The sequence below is a fragment of the Streptococcus sp. HMSC073F11 genome (assembly GCF_001810785.1).
Classification (GTDB): domain Bacteria; phylum Bacillota; class Bacilli; order Lactobacillales; family Streptococcaceae; genus Streptococcus.
On sequence record NZ_KV802692.1, the window covers coordinates 17,325 to 40,948 of the forward strand.

Sequence of the window (23,624 nt, forward strand, 5' to 3'; positions counted from 1 at the left end):
GACGTGGTTTGAATTTGATTTTCGAAGAGTATTATTCATCTTCGTCATCATCGAAGCCCGCTAATAAATCGTTGACTTTTACAATGCTTTCTGCAGCTCGGCTCTTGTAGTCCGCATCTGCGCCTGTAAGGCTGGCATTGATAAATTCAATCACCATTGGAAGATTCATTCCTGCGTAGAGTTCAATGTCGCGACCTTCCATGATCAAACGGCTTACCACGTTACATGGTGTACCACCGAGAAGGTCCGCAAAGACTAGGAAATCATCCAATCCTTCGATAGCAGCTTCAAATTTTGCAGTAAATTCTTCTGGACCATCTTCTGGAAGAAGGGCCACTGCATGAATGTTGTCCTGTGGACCCATGATCATTTCTGTGCTACCTTTAAGTTCTTCACAGAAACGACCATGACTCACCAAAATTAATGATTTACTCATAAATTATGCGCCCATTCCAAGCAAGAATTTACCGATGAATGAAAGACCTACTGCAAGAACGATAATGATACCGATCGCTTTAGTAGAGTTCATACCTTTCTTACCAAGCAACCAGAAGATAAAGGCAGTAAAGATTGCTGGAAGCAAACGTGGGAAGATTGAGTTCAAGATGTCTTGGAAGTCAATCATCTTTTCACCGATTGGCAATTTGTAAGAAATCTCAAAGTTGATCATTGTTGCTACAAGAGCACCCATCATGAAGACACCAAGTACAGATGCAGCGTCAATCAAAGCTGTCAAAGTACTTTGCATGTTGTTGATAAGGTTAACCCCTTCTTTGTAGGCAAATTCCAATTGTTTCCAACGGAAGATGTCATAAGCAACTGCAACTGCGATCCAAAGGAAGATACCCCATGGTTGGCCAGCGATAGCCATAGTTGCTGCGATAGATCCCATGATAGCAGGTACAAGTGAACCAAAGATTGTATCTCCAAGAGGAGCAAATGGTCCCATCAAACCTGTCTTGATACCGTTAACGGCATCTTTTGAACCCACACCATCTTTTTCTTCCATGGCAAGGTCAAAACCAGCGATAATAGTGTGGAAGAATGGTGAAGTATTGAAGAATTGAGTATGAACTTTCATCATTTCTTTCAATTCAGGAGTTCCATCCCCATACATTTTACGTAATTGTGGCAAGATCATGTAAAGGTAACCAGAAGCTTGCATACGTTCGTAGTTCCAACCTAATTGGAAAGTAAACAAGCTACGTTTGTTGATTTGATTAAAATCTTCTTTTGTTAGTTTGTAATTAGAATTCGTCATCTTCGATTTCCCCACTTTCTGATGGTGTAGAAGGTGCTGCTACAGCAACTTTTTGGCTGTTCTTGAAGTGAACAACTGCAAGGAAGATACCCACGATAGAGATACCGATCATAGACAATCCTTTGAAGTTGTTAACAAAGCCAATTTTTTCAGCAACTTCAGCAGGAAGAGTGCCAATGATTCCAGCAACTGCTCCACCAAGACTTGTTACGTTTGAGTAAAGAACAGTCAACATAGCTGTCAAACCGAATCCCATAGCAAGGTAGTGAAGGTTACGTTTAACTGGAAGGTAACGAAGCAAGATAGCGAATCCAAGACCTGGAAGCATACGACCTGCAAGAGTCAAACCGTCTGCAACCCATTGGTATTCTTTAACAAGGTTTACAACACCTTGTACGAATTCTCCACCGAAAGCAAGGGCGAAGAATACTGGAAGGGCACGAGAAAGAGCCCATGGAATCGCACCAAGTAGGTAGTTGCGTTCGATACCTTTGTAGTCAAAGCGTTCGATCGCAGCATCAATACGGTGTGCAAAGAAAGTAGTTGTCATACGTCCAAGAACGTCGAAGTATGTCAAAAGTGCTGCTACTGGTACAGCGATTGTTGTAATCGCAAGATCTGTATCAATACCTTGAGAGATAGAGAATGCTGTTGCAAGAACCGCACCAGAAGTTGCGTCGATACGAGAAGCACCACCAAAGGTACCAACCCCGAGAACGAACAACTGCAAGCTACCACCGATAAACAAACCAGTTGTCACATCTCCCATGATCAAACCAGTAATGAAACCAGCGAATACAGGGGAACCTGCAGATGAAACGATTGTCAACTCATCACAGATTTGATAAGCTGAGTACAAAGTGAGAAGTAAAATTTGCCACGGTTGTATCATAACAATGACCTCCTAAAAATTTTTTCCTATTTTAATAAGCTCAAAAAGTCTGAAACTGGATCATTTGGAACCATTTGAGCAGTGAGTTTCACACCTTTTTCTGCTAGTTTGTGGAAATCTTCCACATCCTTGTCTACCACGTTGATAGAACGTGTGATAGAGCGAGTTTCTGGTGTTTGAGACATATTGCCAACGTTGAGTGTTTCAAGCGGAACACCTGCTTCGACCAAACCAAGGAAACGGTCTGGTTTACGTGCAACGATAAAGAGACGTTGGCTATCGTATTTACCAGCAAGGATATTTACTGCTGCTTTCTCAACTGGCAAGATACTGAGTTTCACACCTGGTGGTGTCGCAAGTTTCAAACCACTCTTTTCAATATCGTTGTTAACAACTTCGTCGTCTACAACCATAATGCGTGAAACATTTAGTTTTCCAGCCCAAAGATTGGCTACTTGACCGTGGATCAAACGTCCATCGATACGGCATCCTACAATTGTCATAAGTTTTCCCCCTTTATGTGTTTTAGTGTAGGTTTACGAGTTAAATGAATCTCTTCTTTATATTCGCCCTCAGTTTCAAAGATGATGATGCGGTTAGCACCTTCCTTGAGATAGCTATGAGGGATATAAAGTGAGAGGGTCGGGCCGACGTTCCAGAAACGTCCTAAGTGACGCCCGTTGACAAAGGCAACTCCCTTACCAAACTCAGACAAGTCTAAGTAGGTATCCTTCGGCTCTTCAACAGTAAAGTCGAAAGCGTAAAAGGCTGGTTGTCCTTCTGTCCATCCTTTTGAAAAATCAATCTTCTCAGGATTATCCAGTGGCAGTGGATATTGTTTCCAATTCAGTAAGAAATGTAGATCCTTGCAGACACCTGTTCGAATTCCTTTACGTTGCGTATCTGCCAAGAACTTATGTCCGTAGTTGACACGCCCCATATTTTCTACCAAGATATCTAGCCTAGATAGCGCTTTCTTTTCGCCTTGATAAAAAATATCTTCCCCAATCTCTGTCTGATATTGGGTTTTAACCCACTGACCATCGACATAAAGCTGAGCTCTATCTCGACCGTCAATGATACGAAGTCTTTCTTCTTCTGCATCCCAGCTTGTTTCTGTTCGATAGAGTAGATAGCCATAGCTTTGTCCCAACTCCTCCATCTTTTTAGGATAGAGGCTTTCTACTGGACTTGACAAGCTATCCAAGGTTTCAAACAAGGAAACTTTTTCAACTAGTGGAATAGCATCCAACTCCATACTCTCTTTGTAGAGTGGTTCTAACTGCGGATACTCTGGGAAATGGGTTGCCATCATCTTCTTGACTGCCAGATATTTGGCAGTTGGATTTCCTTCTTCATCAAGAAGGGCATCGTAATCATAAGATGTAACTTGTGGCAGGTCCAAAGTCCCTCGAGCTGAGCAACCATTCATGAATCCAAAGTTTGTACCACCGTGGAACATGTAAAGATTGATAGAGCCTTGCTCCAATACCTCTCGAACAGCTTCTGCCAATTCTTTAGGATCCCGTGTGATGATGGGTTCTTTCCAACGATTAAACCAACCATCCCAGAATTCCATACACATGAGAGGCCATTTCTTGCCATGCTCATCAAAGAATTCCTGCATCTGTGAAAAGTTGTACGGAGCTTTAGAACCGAAGTTTCCTGTCACAAAGAGGTCATCTTCGATCAAGGTTCCGGCTTTCAGAGTAGCCCTCCATGGACCATCTGAAGTAAAGAGTGGGCAATCAATCCCTCGTTCTTCCATCAATTTTCGAATTGCTCGTAGATAAGACTTATCTTCTCCATAAGAGCCATATTCATTTTCGACTTGCATCATGAGAATATTCCCGCCATTATCCAACAAACGAGGCACAAGCCTTGGCAATAATTGGTCATAATAGCGAGCAACCGCCTCGATGTAGGCCGGGTCGGACGAGCGGATTCGCATGTCCTTTGTCAAGAGCCAAGCCGGCAAGCCACCAAATTCCCATTCCGCACAGATAAATGGAGACGGGCGTACAATGGCATAGAGACCCAAATCTTGTGCTATTTGAAGAAACCTCTCCAAATTTCTGGCACCTTCAAAATCAAATTTCCCTTCAACGGGTTCATGTAAATTCCAAGCCACATAGGTCTCGACCGTATTAAAGCCAAGCGCCTTTAAGTTATAGAGAGAATGATACCAATCCTCTGCTGGAATCCTAAAATAATGAATGGCGCCAGACAAAATCTTGAACGGCTTCCCATCTAAATAGAAATCGTCCTCAATTTTAAATCTTGTCATGTTACCACCTCTGACGAATTAAGTTTGCGCTTTCATTTATTATAATATTAAATATAATCAAATCTTTTGCATTTGTCAATAGGTTTTAGAAAATTCTTTAAAATTTTTCTATTTTTTTACTTACCATTTACCAAAATTATCTAAAAATAGCATGAAAGCGATCTTTTTATGTATGATAATTCACAAGGTTATAAAATGGAATTTTTTACATGTAACATAACATTTTTAGTCTATTATTTTAATTTTTTTTACCTAAATACTACTAATTTGTCTGTATTTATGGTAAAATCAAGACTGGAGAAAGAGAATCGAGGTGAAATTATGGCTATTCCAAAATACCAATATATTAAAGATGAATTAAAAAACAAAATCATCTCTGGTCAATTTGCAAGTGGAGATAAATTTTATACAGAAGCAGAATTGATCGCGATGTATGATGTTAGTTCAATCACTGTTGTGCGTGCTTTGAATGACCTTGCAAAAGACGGCTATATTGTCCGCCAACAAGGGAAAGGAACTTTCGTTTCACGTGCCCGCAAGCACAAACTCGTTGAGTTTTCAGATGTCGAAATCTTTGAAACAAAAGATGATAAAGTTACTGTCCTTTCTATCGAGCGCGGAAACAAACTTGAATACCTAGAGAAGCTTGGATTACGTGGAGATCAGTTCTACTACAAAATTGAACGTACCCGTCAAACAAATGGTGTAACTTACATCTACCACACATCCTATATTCCTGAACAATACATCAACGCAAATTATCCAAATCTTGAATATTATAGCTCTATCTATAACCGTTTCAAATTAGATTACCACATTCACATGAATGATGAACATTTTGAAGAAATCAATGAAATAGCATTTCCAACTCCAGAACATGCGGCTTCGGTCCTCGGGGTCGATGAGCAATTCCCAACCGTTTTACAAACCAAGACTACTAAACTAGAGTCTACTGGTCAAGTTCTCGCTTACAGCGAAACTTATAAACGAGCGGATTACTACAAAATCAAATTCATTTCATGTGACCGTGATCACTAAGAAGAAAGCCTAAGCCTTGCTTGGGCTTTTTCTATGCTTATTATACCATACCAAAAAGGTAGCGCTTACCTAATTTTGGAAGATTCTATAATTTGTGGAATATTTTATAGAAATAGGACTAAAAAAATTCTACTAAGTATATATATGTTTCTTTTCCGACCAATCTGAAATCTTAAGCTTAAATTTTATATTTTTTTATACTTATTATAGTTTTTTATAATCTCCTCTTGACTCTTATTAATATAAGAAATAAAATAAGGGTGTTGTTTTATGTAAACGCTATCAATATAAAATACAATCAGGAGGTTTTGCAATGAAACAAGAAAAACAACAACGTTTTTCCATTCGTAAATACGCTGTAGGAGCAGCTTCTGTTCTAATTGGATTTGCCTTCCAAGCACAGGCTGTTGCAGCCGATGGAGTTACTCCTACTACAGAAAACCAACCGACCATCCATACGGTTTCCGATTCCCCTCAACCATCCGAAAATCGGACTGAGGAAACACCTAAAGCAGAGCTTCAACCAGAAACTCCAAAAACTGTAGAAACAGAAACTCCATCTACTGATAAGGTAGCTAGTCTTCCAAAAACAGAGGAAAAAACACAAGAGGAAGTTAGTTCAACTCCTAGTGATAAAGAAGAAGTGGTAACCCCAACTTCTGTTGAAAAAGAAGCTGCCGATAAAAAGGCAGAGGAAGCTAGCCCTAAAAAGGAAGAGCAGAAAGAGGCTAATTCTAAAGAGTCGGATACAGACAAGACTGATAAGTCAGAAGCTGACAAGGATAAACCAGCTAAAAAAGATGAAACGAAAGCAGAGGCTGACAAACCGGCAACAGAGGCAGGAAAGGAACGTGCTGCAACTGAAAATGAAAAATTAGCTAAACGAAAAATCGTTTCAATTGATGCCGGACGTAAATATTTCTCACCTGAGCAGCTCAAAGAAATTATCGACAAAGCTAAAGAATATGGTTACACAGATCTACATCTCTTGGTAGGTAACGATGGTCTCCGTTTCATGCTGGATGATATGTCTATGAAAGTGGGCGATAAAACCTACTCTAGTGATGATGTCAAACGCGCCATTGAAAATGGAACAAATGCTTATTACGATGATCCAAATGGTAACCATCTCACTGAAAGTCAGATGACAGATTTGATTAATTATGCCAAAGATAAGGGAATTGGTGTGATTCCAACTGTCAATAGTCCTGGACATATGGATGCTATGCTCCATGCTATGAAAGAACTTGGCATTGAGAATCCTAACTTTGATTATTTTGGTAAAAAATCGGAACGAACTGTTGACTTAAATAATAAACAAGCAGTCGATTTCACAAAAACTCTGATTGACAAATACGCTAACTACTTCTCTAAGAAATCTGAAATCTTCAATATTGGACTAGATGAATATGCCAATGATGCGACAGATGCTAAAGGTTGGAGTGTGCTTCAAGCTGATAAATATTATCCAAATGAAGGTTACCCTGAAAAAGGATATGAAAAATTCATCTCTTACGCTAATGACCTCGCTCGTATTGTAAAATCTCACGGTCTCAAACCAATGGCCTTTAACGACGGTATCTACTACAATAGCGACACAAGCTTTGGTAGTTTTGACAAAGACATCATCGTTTCTATGTGGACTGGTGGTTGGGGGGGCTACGACGTTGCTTCTTCTAAACTACTAGCTGAAAAAGGTCACCAAATCCTTAATACCAACGATGCTTGGTACTACGTCCTCGGACGAAATGCTGATGGCCAAGGTTGGTACAATCTCGATCAGGGGCTCAATGGTATTAAAAACACACCAATCACTTCTGTACCAAAAACAGAGGGAGCTGATGTGCCAATCATCGGTGGTATGGTAGCTGCTTGGGCCGATACCCCATCTGCACGTTATTCACCATCTCGCCTCTTCAAACTCATGCGTCATTTTGCAAATGCCAACGCTGAATACTTCGCAGCCAACTATCAACCTGCAGAAAAAGCACTAGAAACTATACCAAAAGACTCTAACCGCTATACTGCTGAAAGTTTTGCTGCTGTCAAAGAAGCTGAGAAAGCCATCCGTTCACTCGATAGCAATCTCAGCCGTGCTCAACAGGATACGATTGATCAAGCAATCGCAAGCCTTCAAGATGCTATTAAAAACTTGGCTTTAACTCCAGAAGCACAAAAAGAAGAGGATGCTAAACGCGAACTTGAAAAACTTAATAAGAATAAAGTCATTTCCATCGATGCAGGTCGCAAATACTTCTCTCTAGATCAACTCAAACGCATCGTAGACAAGGCGAGCGAGCTCGGCTACTCTGATGCCCACCTCCTTCTAGGAAATGATGGCCTTCGCTTCCTACTCGATGATATGACCATTACTGCAAACGGAAAAACCTATGCTAGTGATGACGTTAAAAAAGCTATTATCGAAGGAACTAAAGCTTACTACGACGATCCAAACGGTACTGCACTGACACAGGCAGAAGTGACAGAACTTGCCAAATACGCTAAGGAAAAAGGTATTGGTCTGATTCCAGCTATTAATAGCCCAGGACATATGGATGCTATGCTGGTCGCCATGGAAAAACTTGGCATCGCGAATCCTCAAGCCAACTTTGATAAGGTCTCAAAAACAACCATGGACCTTGAAAATCAAGAAGCCCTTAACTTTACCAAAGCCCTTATCGGTAAGTATATGGATTACTTTGCTGATAAATCAAAGATTTTCAACTATGGTACAGATGAGTATGCCAATGATGCGACCAACGCCCAAGGTTGGTACTACCTCAAATGGTATGGACTCTATAACAAGTTCGCAGACTATTCTAACAGCCTAGCTGCTATGGCCAAGGAAAGAGGGCTACAACCAATGGCCTTCAACGATGGTTTCTATTATGAAGACAAGGACGATGCTGAATTTGATAAAGATGTCTTGATTTCTTACTGGTCTAAAGGCTGGTGGGGCTACAACCTTGCTTCACCTCAATATCTAGCAAGCAAGGGTTATAAGTTCTTGAATACCAACGGTGACTGGTACTACATTCTCGGCCAAAAACCAGAAGATGGTGGTGGTTTCCTCAAAAAAGCTATTGAGAATACTGGAAAAACACCATTCAATCAACTAGCTTCTACCAAATATCCTGAAGTAGACCTTCCAACAGTTGGAAGTATGCTTTCAATCTGGGCAGATAGACCAAGTGCTGAGTACAAGGAAGAGGAAATCTTTGAACTCATGACTGCCTTTGCAGACCACAACAAAGACTACTTCCGTGCTAATTATAATGCTCTCCGCGAAGAATTAGCTAAAATTCCTACAAACTTAGACGGATACAGCACAGAGAGCCTAACTGCACTCAAGGCAGCAAAAGATGGACTGAACCTTAACCTCAACCGCAGCAAACAAGCTGAATTAGACGCACTAGTAGGTAAGCTCAAGGCCGCTCTTCAAGGCCTCAAACCAGCTGCAACTCATTCAGGAAGCCTAGATGAAAATGAACTAGCTGCTAACGTTGAAACCAAACCTGAACTAGTTGTGAAAACAGAAAGCATTCCGTTTAAAGTCATTCGAAAAGAAAATCCGAATCTCCCAGCAGGCCAAGAAAAAGTTGTCAAAGCTGGAGTTCTAGGTGAACGCACTTCTTACGTATCTGTTCTTACTGAAAATGGAAAGGCCAGCGAAACAGTTCTAGATAGTCAAGTAACCAAAGAACCTGTCGATCAAATTGTGGAATTCGGAGCACCAATTACACATGTCGGCGATGAGAATGGCCTTGCTCCAATCGCAGAAGAAAAACCTAGACTAGACATTCCTAAGGAAGAGCCTAGCCGAACAGAAACTCCTTTCAAAGTAGTTGTTGAAAGCGGGCCTAAGGCTGAATCTAACTCTGCTAACGGAATCACTCATCAATTAGCAGATGGTAAAAATAGTAAACCTGGATGGAAATTAATTGAAAGCAAATGGTATTACTATGATCATGCAGATAAAGTGAAGACCGGTTGGGTTAAAGACGGAGCATGGTACTACCTAGATGAGTCTGGTGTAATGAAAACTGGTTGGCAGAAAGTAAATGGTACATGGTATTATCTTGATAACTCAGGTGCTATGCAAACTGGTTGGATCGATCAAGGTGGATCATGGTACTATCTCAACGACTCAGGTGCCATGCAAACCGGCTGGGTCAACCAAGGAGATACATGGTATTATCTTGACAACTCAGGTACAATGAAAACTGGTTGGTTCCAAGTTGAAGATAAATGGTATTATTCATACCCTTCAGGAGCCTTAGCTGTCAACACAACAATTGATGGCTACGCTGTAAATGCTGACGGCGAATGGATTCAATAAGATAAAATGAAAGATTTATATCCTAAAACCTAATGAGAGCTGAGTATAAAACTCAATTTCAGAAGAAAAAGAAATAAATCTTTCCAAAATAAACCGCATATCATCAAGGTATGTCAACACCTGATAATATGCGGTTTTATGATTTTAAAGAGACTGGATACCCAGCCTCTTTTTTTAATTAATCACCCAGTCCAAGACGGTCAAAGATATCATCCACTCGTTTAGTGTAATAAAGAGGATTGAAAATTTCGTCGATTTCTTCTTGTGTGAGGCGTGAAGTTACTTCTGGGTCTTCCTCAAGAAGTGGTTTGAAGTCCACTTGATTGTCCCAAGAGTAGGCCGTTTTTGGTTGCACCAAGTCATAGGCTTGCTCACGGGTCATTCCTTTTTCAATCAAGGTCAACATAGCGCGTTGGCTGAAAATCAAACCAAATGTTGAATTCATGTTGCGAATCATGTTTTCAGGGAAAACCGTCAAATTCTTGACGATATTTCCAAAACGATTGAGCATGTAGTCAATCAAAATGGTCGTGTCCGGTGTGATGATACGCTCAGCTGATGAATGGGAAATGTCTCGTTCGTGCCAAAGAGCGACATTTTCATAGGCCGTAATCATGTGACCACGGATAACACGCGCAAGACCTGTCATGTTCTCAGAACCGATAGGGTTGCGTTTGTGAGGCATAGCAGATGAACCTTTTTGCCCTTTGGCAAAGAACTCTTCTACTTCACGTTGTTCAGATTTTTGCAAGCCACGAATCTCAGTCGCCATACGTTCGATTGAAGTCGCGATACTGGCAAGAACCGCAAAGTACTCAGCGTGAAGGTCACGAGGAAGGACCTGTGTAGAGATTTCTTGAGCACGAATACCCAATTTGTCGCAGACGTATTGCTCAACGAATGGTGGGATGTTGGCAAAGTTCCCAACTGCACCCGAAATCTTACCAGCTTCCACTCCAGCAGCCGCATGCTCGAAACGCTCGATGTTGCGCTTCATTTCGCTATACCAAGTCGCCAATTTCAGACCAAAGGTTGTAGGCTCAGCGTGCACACCGTGGGTACGCCCCATCATGATGGTGAACTTGTGCTCCTTAGCCTTATCAGCGATGATCTTGGTGAAATTTTCAAGGTCACGACGGATGATGTCGTTGGCCTGCTTGTAGAGGTAACCGTAGGCCGTATCTACCACATCGGTAGAAGTCAAACCATAATGGACCCACTTGCGCTCTTCACCAAGAGTCTCAGAAACCGCACGTGTGAAGGCAACCACATCGTGACGAGTCTCCTGCTCAATCTCCAAAATACGGTCGATGTCAAAGTCCGCTTTCTCACGAATCAAGGCCACATCTTCCTTAGGGATTTCCCCCAACTCAGCCCATGCCTCGTCAGCTAAGATTTCCACCTCAAGCCAAGCACGGTATTTATTTTCTTCACTCCAAATGTTCGCCATCTCAGGGCGAGAGTAACGGTCGATCATATTGTTAATTTTTCCTTTCTTCTTAAGCTGTTGGGAATAAGCTATCTAGGTAAACCAAGATTTCTACTCAAACTCCTCTTTTCCAATAAACACAGATGGATAGTGTAGTAATTCATTGAGATCGGTATCCAATGGTAAATCATAAATTGCTAAATAGTTTTCAGGATATTGAACAACTAGCTCTTCATATTTAGCCTTTACCTTTTCGTGATCACTACTAGCATACAAGACTTCAACGACTGCTCCAGTCTTATCCTTTTCAATAAATGCATTAACGATAATTTGTATCATAGACTTGTACTAAAAATCAATCCCTTTCCCAAATTCCTCCACCTCATCCGGCGCATCACTAAACAAAGTCACATGCCCCATCTTGCGGTTGTGCTTCGCTTCTATTTTACCATACATGTGGAGGTGGGCGCTTGGATTTTCTGTGACATATTTTTCAGCAGCATCGACATGTTGGCCGAGAACATTGAGCATGATAGCTGGGGCATGCAGTTTGATGGCTGGTAATGGTGCTCCGAGAACACCTAGAATATGGGCATCAAACTGAGAGAAGTCACAGGCTTCGATTGAGTAGTGTCCTGAATTGTGTGGACGCGGGGCAATCTCGTTGACAATGATGTCATCAGCTGTCGCAAACATTTCCACACAAAGTGTTCCAGACAAGTTGAGTTGCTCAGCGATTCTCACTGCCATAGCTTTGGCCTTGTCTGCTAAACTCTCAGAAATGCGAGCTGGCACAATGGTCTTAGATAGAATGTTGTTACGGTGGACATTTTCCTGAACTGGGAAGACTGTCACATCCTTGCTATTTCCTGAGACGATAACAGAAATTTCAAGGTCAAAATTAACAAATTCTTCCAAGACACAGTCAGCTGAATCTGCTAGTTCATAGGCTTCTTCCAAGTCTGCTTCTGAGCGAATGACCTTTTGCCCATGCCCATCGTAGCCACCAGTCGCAGTCTTGAGGACATAGTTTTTGGACAGATCAATCTCCGCCAAGTCTTGGCTAGAATTCACAACCTTGTATGGTGCTACAGTGACTTGAGCCTTATTTGAGAGAAAGTCCTTTTCAAAAATCCGATTTTGGGAAATGCGAAGCAGGTCTGTCCCTTGAGGGAGTTGTCCATCCTTGATGACAGCATCCAAACCATCGGCGTCGACATTTTCAAATTCATAGGTAAGAACATCACAGCGCTCCGCCAACTGACGAAGAGCATCCACATCGTTATAAGGAGCCACGATGATTTCCGCCACGCGAGAGGCCGGGCAATCTGCAGCAGGATCCAGCGCGATAACCTTGTGGCCCATGTAGATAGCAGAAATGGCCATCATTTGACCCAGCTGGCCGCCACCGATAATTCCGATTGTTTTAGATGAGCTCATTTGTCGACTCCTCTGCGATTTTTCCTTGTTCTTCTGCAAAATCTGCCAAAGCTGTCGCGATAGCCTGATCTTCTGCTGAAAGGAGACGAAGGGCAAAGAGGGCAGCGTTTGTCGCTCCTGCTTCACCGATAGCCATTGTCGCAACAGGTACGCCACCCGGCATCTGTACGATAGAGTAAAGCGAGTCCACACCACTAAGGGCACGCGATTTTACGGGCACACCAATGACTGGAAGGGTTGTTTTAGCTGCGACCATCCCTGGCAAATGAGCTGCGCCACCTGCACCTGCGATGATGATCTTGATACCACGACTACGCGCTTCTTCGGCATGCTTGAACATGAGATCAGGTGTGCGATGGGCAGAGACAACCTTCTTCTCGTAGGCTACACCGAAGCGGTCTAGGACTTCTGCTGTTTTTTTCATGGTTGCCCAGTCGGATTTTGAGCCCATGATGATGGAAATAATTGGTTTGGTCATGATTTTCCTTTTCTTTCCTTTCTTTTTTCAATCACCTTAGGTTGTGAGGGACGGCAGCAGCCACCAAAGGTGTCTCATGCCTAAATCGGAAGCCCAAGGTCTTCCAATTTCCCTGAACAATTGTATTGTCATTCAATCGTTCTTGCACAACAGCGGTGATTGTTCTATATTAGCTCGCTAACGCTCGCAAATCAAACGACTATTAACGTACTTGACGACTGCATCGCTTTTTCTTATACCTTTATCGAATAGCTTTACTTCCGATATCTTTTCGGTAAAAGAGGCCTTCTGTTTTTTGTTGGGCGAGTTCTTGGTAGATGGTGTCTTGAGTTTCTTTGACAGTATCTGCTGTGGTGACGAGCATATAGACACGTCCGCCGTTTGATAACAGTGCTCTGCTATTTTCCGCAAACTTAGCCCCTGCATAATAGGTGATAATGTCACCTTCTGTCTTGGCTGGTAACTTGACACCTTTTTCATAGTCTAGCGGATAACCGTTAGATGCGACAACCACACCCAGAGTCACACCCTTGTCCGTCCAGGTGATGTTTGGCTCCTTGCCATCGAGGATATCCGTAATATTTTGGGCAAAATCAGAGGTTAATCGAGGTAGAATAATCTGAGTTTCAGGATCTCCAAAGCGAGCATTAAACTCGATAACCTTAGGTCCATCAGCTGTCAAGATAAGCCCTGCGTAAAGAACTCCCAGATATGGACGCCCTTCTTGGATCATGCCCTCTAGGACTGGCTTGACAATAGTCTCCACTGCTGTGTCAATCACGCTCTGTGGCAAGTGTGGAACTGGCGCATAGGCACCCATACCACCCGTGTTAGGCCCTTTGTCGCCATCATAGGCACGTTTGTGGTCCTGAGCCGTTGGCATGATGTAGAACTTATCACCATTGACAAAGGCAAAAAGTGAAAATTCCTCTCCGTCGAGGAATTCCTCAATAACCACACGCGCACCTGAGTCCCCAAATTTATTGTCCAAAAGCATCTCATGAGTGGTTTCGACTGCTTGCTCAACCGTCTCCGCAACAACGACACCTTTCCCAAGCGCCAAGCCATCCGCCTTGACTACGATAGGCGCACCCTGCTTTTCGATATAGGCCTTGGCTTCCTCGAAATCTGAGAACGTGCCATAGGCTGCTGTCGGAACGCCGTATTTGACCATGATTTCCTTGGCAAAATCCTTGGACCACTCCAGCTCAGCTGCCAATCTTGTCGGACCAAAGGCTTTGAGACCAGCTGCATGGAAATCATCCACGATACCAGTCGCAAGGGCATCATCTGGACCAATAAAGGTCCAAGCAATATCGTTGGTTTTTGCAAACTCAATCAATTTAGAATGTTCGGAAATAGAGATATTTACCAACTCCAAACCATCCAGAGTCATTCCGTCATTTCCAGGAGCTACAAAAACCTTTTCTACCTCTTTTGACTCAAGCAACTTCTTAGCAATCGCATGTTCACGACCACCAGAACCGACAACTAACAGCTTCATCTCTCAACCTCTTTTGCGAATTATTTACTAATATTATATCACAAACGTTCGTTTTAATCTTGTTTCACTCCGCGTTTTTACGCAAAAAAGGAAAGAAACTGTTTTCTTCCCTTTAACGTTCTTAATGTCTAAAATGTCTCACTCCTGTGAAGACCATAGTCAAGCCGTATTTGTCTGCCGCTTCGATAGACTCTTGGTCACGGACTGATCCTCCAGGTTGAATAATAGCTTTAATGCCTGCTTTGGCGATTTCTTCCACATTATCCGCAAATGGGAAGAAGGCATCAGAAGCAAGCACAGCGCCGTCAAGACGGTCTTTAGCTTGGTCAATGGCAATACGGACTGAAGCCACACGGTTAGTTTGACCTGGACCAACACCAAGTGTCATGTGGTCGTTGGTCACGATAATTCCGTTTGATTTGACGTATTTAATAGCTTTCCAAGCAAACTCAAGAGCTGTCGCTTCTGTCTCAGTTGGCTGGCGTTTGGTCACCACTTGCCAGTCAGCTGGGCTTTCCTTGACCACGTCTTGGTTTTGCACCAGAAGTCCACCAACTACACCTGTGTATTCTGCTTCCACTTCACTGGCCTCTTGAGCATCAAATGGCAAGGCAAGGATACGCAAGTTTTTCTTTTTATTGATCAAAATGGCTAGCGCTTCATCCGTATAGCTTGGTGCAATGATGATTTCAAGGAAAACACCGTGCATCTTCTCAGCTGTCGCAGCATCCACCTCACGGTTGAGAACGACAATCCCACCAAAGATAGACACTGGGTCAGACTCATAAGCGTAGTCCCAAGCAGTCTCGATGTCATCAGCTTGACCAATCCCACATGGGTTCATGTGTTTGAGAGCCACAACGGTTGGACGGTCTTTAAAATCACGGATGATACGAATGGCCGCATCAGCGTCACGGATATTATTGAATGACAATTCTTTCCCATTGAGCTGTTTGGCTGAAGCAATCGAATAGTCTGTTGGCAAAGCTTTTTGGTAGAAGTCTGCGTCTTGTTGAGGGTTCTCACCGTAACGCATAGCTTGTTTGAGGTCATAGGTCAAAGTGAGCTTTTCAGGTTTGCTTTCCCCCACTTGAGCTGTGAAATACTCTGCAATCAAGGCGTCATAAGCCGCTGTATGACGGAAAACCTTGGCTGCCAAACGTTGGCGAGTTTCATAAGTCGTTTCACCATTGGCTGACAACTCGTCCAAAACCACTGTATAGTCAGCAGGATCTACCACAACCGTCACGCTGGCATGATTTTTCGCTGCTGAACGAAGCATGGATGGCCCACCGATATCGATGTTTTCAACTGCATCAGCGTAAGTTACGTCTGGTTTGAGAATCGTTTCTTTAAAGGGATAGAGATTGACCACTACAAGGTCAATGAGCTCGATTTGATTGTCTTTGGCCGCTTCCAGGTGACTATCCAAGTCACGACGAGCGAGGAGTCCACCGTGGATATTTGGATGAAGTGTCTTAACACGACCGTCCATCATTTCTGGAAAACCAGTCACATCATCGATAGCAATGGTGTCCACCCCAGCAGTATCAAGGGCAATCTTTGTCCCACCTGTCGAGATAATATCCCAACCGAGTTTTTTAAGTTCTTGGGCAAATTCAACAATGCCCACTTTGTCTGAGACGCTGATTAAGGCGCGTTTAGTCATGTTTTTTCCTTTCATTTTCAAACTCTCTACCTACGCATTTTTTGATTCATAAAGTATAGGAAGACGATTACCAAGACTCCCAAAATTACTGTCAGTAAAAATCTCCCCCAATAGGGAATCTCTGGGAAGAAAAAATTTACCAGTAAACGTAGAATGATTGCCAAGGTAATCAAGGCAAGTGTTTCCAACCATTTTTTCATTTACTTGTCCAACAATTCTCTAATAACTTCCGGATACAACTTGTACTCTGCCTCATGAATGCGAGTTTCAAAGCTTTCGATGGTATCATCAGCTAACCGTGGCACACGGACTTGTTTGATGATCTTACCAGTGTCCACACCAGAATCTACCCAGTGAATGGTCACACCAGACTGATCCACGTCAGCATTCCAAGCATCCTCAATCCCATGAGCTCCTGGAAATTCTGGCAAGTAGGCTGGATGAATGTTGATAATCCTGCCTTCATAAGCTGCCAGTAAAGTAGGCCCAACAATTTTCATGTAGCCTGCTAGACAAACCCAGTCAATCTGGTGCTCTTCCAAGAGTTCGACAAGGGCCGCTTCGTAGTCTGCCTTGCTCTCAAACTCCTTGAGTTCAAAAGCATAGGACAGAACGCCGAGCTTGTCTGCACGTTCGAGCACATAGGCGTCACGATGGTCTGAAAAGACAAACTCTACTGGAAATTGTTCCGCTATCACCTGAAAATTTGAGCCATTACCAGAGGCAAAAACCGCTATTTTTTTCATTTGATGATGACACTTTCGTTTTCTTTCTTGACGATACGACCAATTTCATAGACTGGTTCATCCAACAATTCCTTGACACGACTTACATTTTCAGGGCTAACTGCAAACATAAGCCCCACACCCATATTGAAGATTTCAAACATTTCTTCGTGTTTGATCTGACCGTATTTTTCAAGGGCTTTGAAAATCGGTAAAACTGGGACCTTGTCTTCCTCAATCTCAGCAGCCAAGTCAGCTGCAAACATACGAGGGATATTTTCGATAAAGCCACCACCTGTGATGTGGGCAATGCCGTTGATCAACCCCTCCTTGATGAGTGGCAAAACATCCTTGACATAGATACGAGTCGGCTCAAGAAGAACTTCCTTGAGTTGCTTGCCTTCCAATTCTGGTAAGATTTCCTCACCTGTGTAATCCTCAAAGACACGACGGACGAGAGAGTAACCATTGGAATGAATCCCACTTGAAGCAAGTCCAAGAAGAACATCTCCCTCTACCACTTTTGAGCCGTCAATGATTTGAGATTTTTCAGCCACACCGACCGCAAAACCAGCCAAGTCATAGTCATCTGCACCATACATACCAGGCATTTCAGCTGTTTCCCCACCGATGAGGGCTGCGCCTGCCTGCACACAACCTTCTGCTACACCAGCAACGACTTGTTCTAACTTGGCCGGTTCATTCTTCCCTGTAGCCACATAGTCGAGGAAATAGAGAGGCTCAGCGCCTGCAGCGATGATATCATTGACACACATGGCCACACAGTCCTGACCAATGGTATCGTGCTTGTCGTACTTGATGGCCAGCATGAGCTTGGTTCCGACACCATCAGTCCCTGAAATCAAGACAGGCTCTTTAACCCCAGTCTTTGAAAGGTCAAACATACCACCAAAGCCACCAAGAGCTCCCATGACACCTGCACGCTCCGTACGAGCCACGTGCTTTTTAATCCGTTCAACAACTTCATAACCCGCTTCAACATCCACACCAGATTGAGCGTACGCATTTTTATTTGCCATTTTATTTTTCCTTTTCTTTTTTTGGAAAAGACTGCGACGTATTTTTAGATAAACAATTATTTTATCTAAAAATACTAGTCAGGTCTCTAGCTTTGGTCCCATAGGAGAAAGCGTCTACTGACAAATGCTTTAGCTTTTAGTCAGTAGTGAGACGTGGGGCATAAGCATTTTTATTTGTCATTTTTATATTCCTTTTCTTTAATGGAGGATCTATTGTCTATTTGTAAAAACTGGTCTTTTCTTCCAAACTTCTACGATAGTCTTCTTCATAGTCGTAGAGAGGCGTTGGGTAATCACCATCAAAATAAGCGACACAGAGACCACCATTTGGTGCATCTGTTTCAATCCCAATCGACTCAATCAAACCATCAATTGAAAGATAGGTCAGACTGTCCGCACCAATGATTTGGCGAGTTTCTTCAACAGTATGATTGGCCGCAATTAGCTCCTGACGGGTCTGGATATCAATTCCATAGAAGCATGGATAAGCTAGCGCTGGACTGCCAATAGCAACGTGAACTTCAGTCGCACCCGCTTCTTTCAAGAGTTGAACGATCCGACGAGAGGTTGTTCCACGTACAATAGAGTCATCAATCATAACCACACGCTTGCCTTTTACAACGCCTGAAACAGCAGAGAGTTTCATCCGTACCCCTTGCTCCCGCAATTCTTGAGTCGGTTGGATAAAGGTACGTTGAGTATATTGATTCTTAATAAGTCCCATTTCGTTTGGCAGACCAGATTCTTCTGCAAATCCCATAGCCGCGCTTAGGGAAGAATTGGGCACACCGACCACGATATCCGCCTCATGCTTGAATTCACGCGCCAATTGAGCACCCATACGTTTACGTGCCGTATGAACATTGACACCATGAATGTTAGAATCAGGGCGGGCAAAATAGATATACTCCATAGAACAGATTGCTAACTGAGTATCATCTGTATAGCTATCATACTGGATGCCCTTGTCATCAATGATCACAATCTCACCTGGCTTCAAATCACGAATCCATTCAGCACCAATAACCTCAAAAGCACAGGTTTCAGAGGAAACAACCACCGCTCCATTAGCCATTTTCCCGATAGAAAGCGGACGGAAACCATTGGGGTCAAGAGCCGCAATCAACTTGTCCTCAAACAGCAAGATATAGGCAAAACCACCTTTGACAAGGCTGAGCGCCTCCTTGATTTTTCCCATTAAGTTCGGATTGTGACTACGACGAATAAGGTGAGCCAAGATTTCCGAGTCCGAAGTCGCGCTGAAAATCGCTCCTCTTTTTTCCAATTCCTTCTTGAGAGAGGCTGCATTGGTCAGATTTCCATTATGAGCCAAACCAAACTGCATATCATGAAAACGGAAGAGGAAGGGCTGGATGTTATCTACAGAAGCTTCGCCAGCAGTCGCATAACGAACATGCCCAATCGCACCAGTTCCTGTCAATTTATCCAAATTAGCAGGATTTCTGAAGACTTCTGATAAAAGTCCCATGTCACGATGGCGCTTCAATTGTCCCTGATCATTGGAGAGGATTCCTGCCCCCTCCTGACCACGGTGCTGAAGACTATGGAGACCAAAATAGGTCAATTTAGCAGCATCTGGATGTCCCCAGATACCGAAAACACCACATTCTTCATTAAGAGATTTTACTTCGTATGTCATTTTATATACCTAATTTTTATTTGTGTAGCACCAAGAGCTAAATCTACATGACTTTTACATTACTGATACTGTCTATAAAAACATCTGCAAGTCTTATTTTCCAGTAAAGTATTTAACCGCTGACGCGAACAGGTGCTGGTCTTTATTGCCTGGGATGTTTTGGAAAAGACCATCTTCATAACGTTCAGAGTGTCCCATTTTACCAATGATTTGGCCGTTCTTGCTAGTAATTCCTTCAATGGCATGGACAGAACCATTCGGATTGTACTTAGAGTCCATACTTGGTTTGCCATCAAAGTCAACATATTGGCTGAAGATTTGTCCATTGTCACGGAGTTCAGCGAATTCCTCAGCCGTCACGACAAACTTCCCTTCACCGTGCGATACTGGAATGGCGTGGATATCGCCCACTTGCACCCCAGCCAACCATGGCGAGTTGGTATTGGCAATACGAGTTTCCACCATCTTCGCTACGTGCTGGTTGGCATCATTGTAGAAAAGGGTTGGGCTAGTACTAGTAGCATCTTCAAAGTTTCCGTATGGAAGAAGACCTGATTTGACCAAAGCCTGGAACCCATTACAGATACCGATAATCAAGCCACCACGGGCGATAAAGCTATCAATAGCCGCACGCACTTTTTCATTGAGCAGGATATTGACAATAAATTTAGCCGATCCATCTGGCTCATCTGCAGCTGAGAATCCACCTGCAAAGAAGAGAATGTTAGCCTTACCGATATTGTCAACCATAGTTTCAACTGACTTGACAATAGCTTCTTCATTCAGAGTCACAAATGGCACCAAGTTAACTTCTGCACCTTCTTTTTCAAAGGCCTTAGCTGAGTCATATTCCGAGTTGGTTCCTGGGAAGACTGGGATGTAAACCACAGGTTTTTCAACCTTTTCTTTGGCTTTAATCACAACATCTGATGCCACAGCTGGTACTTCAGCCAGTTCTTTGGCTTGAACAAACTCTGTTGGGTAGACTTCTTCCAATTTGCCTTGGAAGGCACTGTCAAGTTTCTGTCCATCTAGCTTCACACCGTTGACAAGGAGTGTAAAGTCTGCACTTGTTTGACCGATTTTCTCTACTCCAGCAATTTCTTCAGGAGATGTGAAGACAAATCCACCCAATTGAGCTGTCAAAGCCGTTTCAAGTTCAGGCAAGGTTACCTCTGCACCAATATGATTTCCAAAGGTAGCAAGGGCCAAACTTTCAAGCACACCGCCGTATTTGACAGCTGAAGCCGCTGTTACTTTGTGAGCCTTTTGAAGGGCTTCAAACTGAGCAAAATTTTTCTTAATCAAATCAAAATCAATCTCTGTAGCAAGAGCGTGACCTGGGATGTAGTAGATATTTTCCCCAACAGCTTTAAATTCTGGAGAGAGCACATTACGGCTATCTGCCGTCGTCACCCCAAAGGCAACCAAGGTTGGCGGTACTGTCAATTCTTCAAAGGTACCAGACATAGAGTCCTTACCACCGATAGATGGCAAACCAAGCTGAATTTGTGCCTCGATAGAGCCTAGGAGAGCTGCTACTGGCTGACCAAAACGCTCAGCTTGTTTGTCCATGCGCTCGAAATACTCTTGGTAAGAGAAACGAGCCTTAGACCAGTTGGCACCAGCAGCCACCAAACGAGCTGTCGCTTCGATCACCGCATAGGCAGCACCGTGGTATGGAGACCATTCTGCTACATAAGGGTTGAAACCTTGGGCCATAACTGACGCCGTATGAGTCACTCCGTGTTGAACTGGCAATTTCTGAACAGAAGCCTCAGTTGGTGTGAGTTGGTAGCGACCGCCAAGTGGGTGATTGATCGTCGAACGACCAACAGAGCAATCAAAGATGGTCTGCAAACCTTTTTGACTCGCATGGTTGAGGTTAGATAGAACGGTAAGGGTATCTGCTTCCAGTGTTTCTACGCTTGTTGTACGCTCCTCTGGAAGTTTGACGTCCTTGTCCACAACCTTAGCATCGACAACTACGCGCACACCATTGGTATCAAGGAAACGGCGTTCCAAGTCGACAATCGTTTCACCATTCCAGTGCATGACAAGATTTGGTTTTTCAGTCACTGTCGCCACAACAACAGCATCAATATTTTCTTTGTTACATTCTACAACGAAGGCATCTACGTCTTCTGGACGTACCACAACAGCCATCCGTTCTTGAGATTCAGAGATGGCAATTTCAGTACCATTCAATCCTTGGTATTTAAGAGGTACTTTGTTGAGGTCGATTTCAAGACCGTCTGCTAATTCACCGATAGCCACACAGACACCGCCTGCCCCAAAGTCATTAGATTTCTTGATAAGACGAGTGACATTGCCATTACGGAAAAGGCGTTGAATCTTGCGTTCTTCGATAGCATTCCCTTTTTGAACTTCAGCTCCAGCAGTTTCCACAGACTCAACTGTTTGAACCTTAGAAGAACCTGTCGCACCACCGACACCGTCACGTCCAGTCTTACCACCAAGAAGGATAATGACATCACCCGCTTCCGGTTTTTCTCGGACGACGTTGCCCTTAGGAGCCGCACCAACAACAGCACCTAGCTCCATGCGTTTAGCTACAAATCCTGGGTGGAAATACTCGCGAACGTAGGTTGTTGCAAGCCCAATCTGGTTACCATATGAAGAATAACCATGAGCCGCTGTTTTAGAAATAACCTGTTGTGGCAATTTACCAGCACGCGTTTCAGAGATTGGTGCTGTAATATCACCTGCACCCGAGATACGCATGGCTTGGTAGACATATGAGCGACCTGACAACGGATCACGAATGGCTCCACCGATACAAGTTGCCGCCCCACCAAATGGTTCAATCTCAGTTGGGTGATTGTGGGTTTCATTTTTGAACATGAGGAGCCAAGGTTCCTTGATACCATCAACGTCCACTTCGATTTCTACTGAGCAGGCGTTTATTTCATCAGACACTTCCATATCGTCCAAACGTCCATTAGCACGCTCATAACGACCGAAAATAGTCGCCATATCCATCAAGGTTTGTGGTTTTTCAGAACGCCCCAACTCATCACGCATGGCAATATATTTTTCATAGGTTGACTGCAATTGTTTTTGGAATTTAGAAGCTGAAAAGTCGATGTGTTTCAATTCAGTCTCGAAAGTGGTGTGACGGCAGTGGTCAGACCAGTAGGTATCCAACACCTTAAGCTCCGTCTCAGTCGGCACGCGCCCGATTGACTTAAAGTAGTCTTGGATAAAGAGCAAATCATCCACTTCCATTGCCATCCCTTGCTCGGCTTTGTAGCGGGCAAAATCTTCTGCTGTATAGCTTTCAAAGAAAGTCAATTTAGGAATGGTCTTGTCTGACTCTGAAAATTCCTGCTTGGCAATCCCTGTCGTGATGTCCTTGAAACGAGAATCAACTGGATTGAGCAAGTAGTTCTTGACCGCTTCCAACTCAGTCGCATCAATATCTTTATTCACCAAGTAAAGTTGGGCTGTATTAACCGTTACATCACTCGAACTTCCTAGTAAAAGCAAGGCTTCCTGTGAAGAAGCCGCACGCTGGTCAAACTGCCCTGGCAGGCTTTCGATGGCAAAGAAAGCATAGTTAGCAAGATCCGCCTGCACAGCCGCTTCGTCCAAGACGTGGTCTGTCACCTGCTCAGAGAAGATGTGTTTCTCTGCAGGCGCAAACAGGTCCTTAGCCAAGTTAAAGACATCATACACTTGCACAATACGAATACTTTTCAAGCTTGAAATTCCCAAGTTATGCTGGAGTTCTCTAACCAAACTCTCTGATTTGACCTGAAAATCAGCCTTTTTTTCAACAAAAATACGTTTATCCATCAATTCTTATTCCTTTATTTCAGCTCTTGCAATATCCCCAACG

Annotated in this window: 19 protein-coding genes; 2 read left to right on the forward strand and 17 right to left on the reverse strand. The window is 43.3% G+C overall.

Going from position 1 to position 23,624, the window contains the following annotated elements; genetic code table 11:
• Positions 1-31 precede the first annotated feature (31 nt).
• The 5 genes from HMPREF2764_RS06455 to HMPREF2764_RS06475 are packed head-to-tail and all read right to left on the reverse strand — an operon-like array spanning position 32 to position 4,440.
• Positions 32-436: a PTS sugar transporter subunit IIA gene (locus tag HMPREF2764_RS06455; RefSeq protein WP_000045700.1), complete on the reverse strand. Its 405-nt coding sequence runs from the start codon at positions 434-436 to the stop codon at positions 32-34.
• 3 nt (positions 437-439) lie between these two features.
• Positions 440-1,261 (reverse strand): PTS system mannose/fructose/sorbose family transporter subunit IID, encoded by an 822-nt coding sequence (locus HMPREF2764_RS06460; protein ID WP_000185287.1) that lies wholly within the window; start codon positions 1,259-1,261, stop codon positions 440-442.
• Positions 1,248-2,153 (reverse strand): PTS mannose/fructose/sorbose/N-acetylgalactosamine transporter subunit IIC, encoded by a 906-nt coding sequence (locus HMPREF2764_RS06465; RefSeq protein ID WP_065371455.1) that lies wholly within the window; start codon positions 2,151-2,153, stop codon positions 1,248-1,250. The genes HMPREF2764_RS06460 and HMPREF2764_RS06465 overlap by 14 nt, the downstream gene beginning before the upstream one ends.
• A gap of 26 nt (positions 2,154-2,179) precedes the next feature.
• Complete coding sequence (locus tag HMPREF2764_RS06470) at positions 2,180-2,656, reverse strand: PTS sugar transporter subunit IIB (protein ID WP_044020041.1); 477 nt, start codon at positions 2,654-2,656, stop codon at positions 2,180-2,182.
• Positions 2,653-4,440, reverse strand: a complete 1,788-nt coding sequence (locus HMPREF2764_RS06475; RefSeq protein WP_070528143.1) for a glycoside hydrolase family 35 protein — start codon at positions 4,438-4,440, stop codon at positions 2,653-2,655. Before HMPREF2764_RS06475 ends, HMPREF2764_RS06470 begins: the two co-directional genes overlap by 4 nt.
• Before the next feature lie 321 nt (positions 4,441-4,761).
• Here HMPREF2764_RS06475 and HMPREF2764_RS06480 point away from each other — a divergent pair, with 321 nt between their 5' ends.
• Together HMPREF2764_RS06480 and HMPREF2764_RS06485 are read left to right on the forward strand one after the other, a co-directional pair.
• Complete coding sequence (locus tag HMPREF2764_RS06480; RefSeq protein WP_070528145.1) at positions 4,762-5,478, forward strand: GntR family transcriptional regulator; 717 nt, start codon at positions 4,762-4,764, stop codon at positions 5,476-5,478.
• Between the two features lie 313 nt (positions 5,479-5,791).
• Positions 5,792-9,817, forward strand: coding sequence for a family 20 glycosylhydrolase (locus HMPREF2764_RS06485; protein ID WP_070528148.1), 4,026 nt, complete (start codon positions 5,792-5,794; stop codon positions 9,815-9,817).
• Positions 9,818-9,995: 178 nt separating this feature from the next.
• Here the strand turns inward: HMPREF2764_RS06485 and purB are convergent, their stop codons facing one another.
• From purB to HMPREF2764_RS06535, 12 genes are all read right to left on the reverse strand, one after another.
• Positions 9,996-11,294, reverse strand: a complete 1,299-nt coding sequence (purB, locus tag HMPREF2764_RS06490; protein ID WP_070528155.1) for an adenylosuccinate lyase — start codon at positions 11,292-11,294, stop codon at positions 9,996-9,998.
• 63 nt (positions 11,295-11,357) lie between these two features.
• Complete coding sequence (locus HMPREF2764_RS06495; protein WP_070528158.1) at positions 11,358-11,585, reverse strand: phosphoribosylaminoimidazole carboxylase; 228 nt, start codon at positions 11,583-11,585, stop codon at positions 11,358-11,360.
• Between the two features lie 9 nt (positions 11,586-11,594).
• Positions 11,595-12,686, reverse strand: coding sequence for a 5-(carboxyamino)imidazole ribonucleotide synthase (gene purK, locus HMPREF2764_RS06500; RefSeq protein WP_070528161.1), 1,092 nt, complete (start codon positions 12,684-12,686; stop codon positions 11,595-11,597).
• A complete protein-coding gene (purE, locus tag HMPREF2764_RS06505; protein ID WP_049515832.1) occupies positions 12,673-13,164 on the reverse strand; it encodes a 5-(carboxyamino)imidazole ribonucleotide mutase in 492 nt (163 codons plus the stop codon). The genes purK and purE overlap by 14 nt, the downstream gene beginning before the upstream one ends.
• A 31-nt stretch (positions 13,165-13,195) precedes the next feature.
• Positions 13,196-13,312, reverse strand: a complete 117-nt coding sequence (locus tag HMPREF2764_RS10300) for a phosphoribosylaminoimidazole carboxylase (protein WP_078228439.1) — start codon at positions 13,310-13,312, stop codon at positions 13,196-13,198.
• A gap of 93 nt (positions 13,313-13,405) precedes the next feature.
• On the reverse strand, positions 13,406-14,668 hold the full coding sequence (gene purD, locus HMPREF2764_RS06510; RefSeq protein ID WP_070528168.1) for a phosphoribosylamine--glycine ligase: 1,263 nt from the start codon (positions 14,666-14,668) through the stop codon (positions 13,406-13,408).
• 121 nt (positions 14,669-14,789) lie between these two features.
• Positions 14,790-16,337: a bifunctional phosphoribosylaminoimidazolecarboxamide formyltransferase/IMP cyclohydrolase gene (gene purH / locus HMPREF2764_RS06515; RefSeq protein WP_070528265.1), complete on the reverse strand. Its 1,548-nt coding sequence runs from the start codon at positions 16,335-16,337 to the stop codon at positions 14,790-14,792.
• 26 nt (positions 16,338-16,363) lie between these two features.
• Complete coding sequence (locus HMPREF2764_RS10150; protein ID WP_186821163.1) at positions 16,364-16,537, reverse strand: hypothetical protein; 174 nt, start codon at positions 16,535-16,537, stop codon at positions 16,364-16,366.
• Complete coding sequence (purN, locus tag HMPREF2764_RS06520; RefSeq protein WP_070528170.1) at positions 16,538-17,083, reverse strand: phosphoribosylglycinamide formyltransferase; 546 nt, start codon at positions 17,081-17,083, stop codon at positions 16,538-16,540.
• Entirely contained in the window at positions 17,080-18,102 is a 1,023-nt protein-coding gene (gene purM, locus HMPREF2764_RS06525) for a phosphoribosylformylglycinamidine cyclo-ligase (protein ID WP_070528175.1), read from the reverse strand. Before purM ends, purN begins: the two co-directional genes overlap by 4 nt.
• A gap of 217 nt (positions 18,103-18,319) precedes the next feature.
• Entirely contained in the window at positions 18,320-19,762 is a 1,443-nt protein-coding gene (gene purF, locus HMPREF2764_RS06530) for an amidophosphoribosyltransferase (protein WP_070528182.1), read from the reverse strand.
• A 93-nt stretch (positions 19,763-19,855) separates the two neighbouring features.
• Positions 19,856-23,581: a phosphoribosylformylglycinamidine synthase gene (locus tag HMPREF2764_RS06535; protein WP_070528191.1), complete on the reverse strand. Its 3,726-nt coding sequence runs from the start codon at positions 23,579-23,581 to the stop codon at positions 19,856-19,858.
• Positions 23,582-23,624 lie beyond the last annotated feature (43 nt).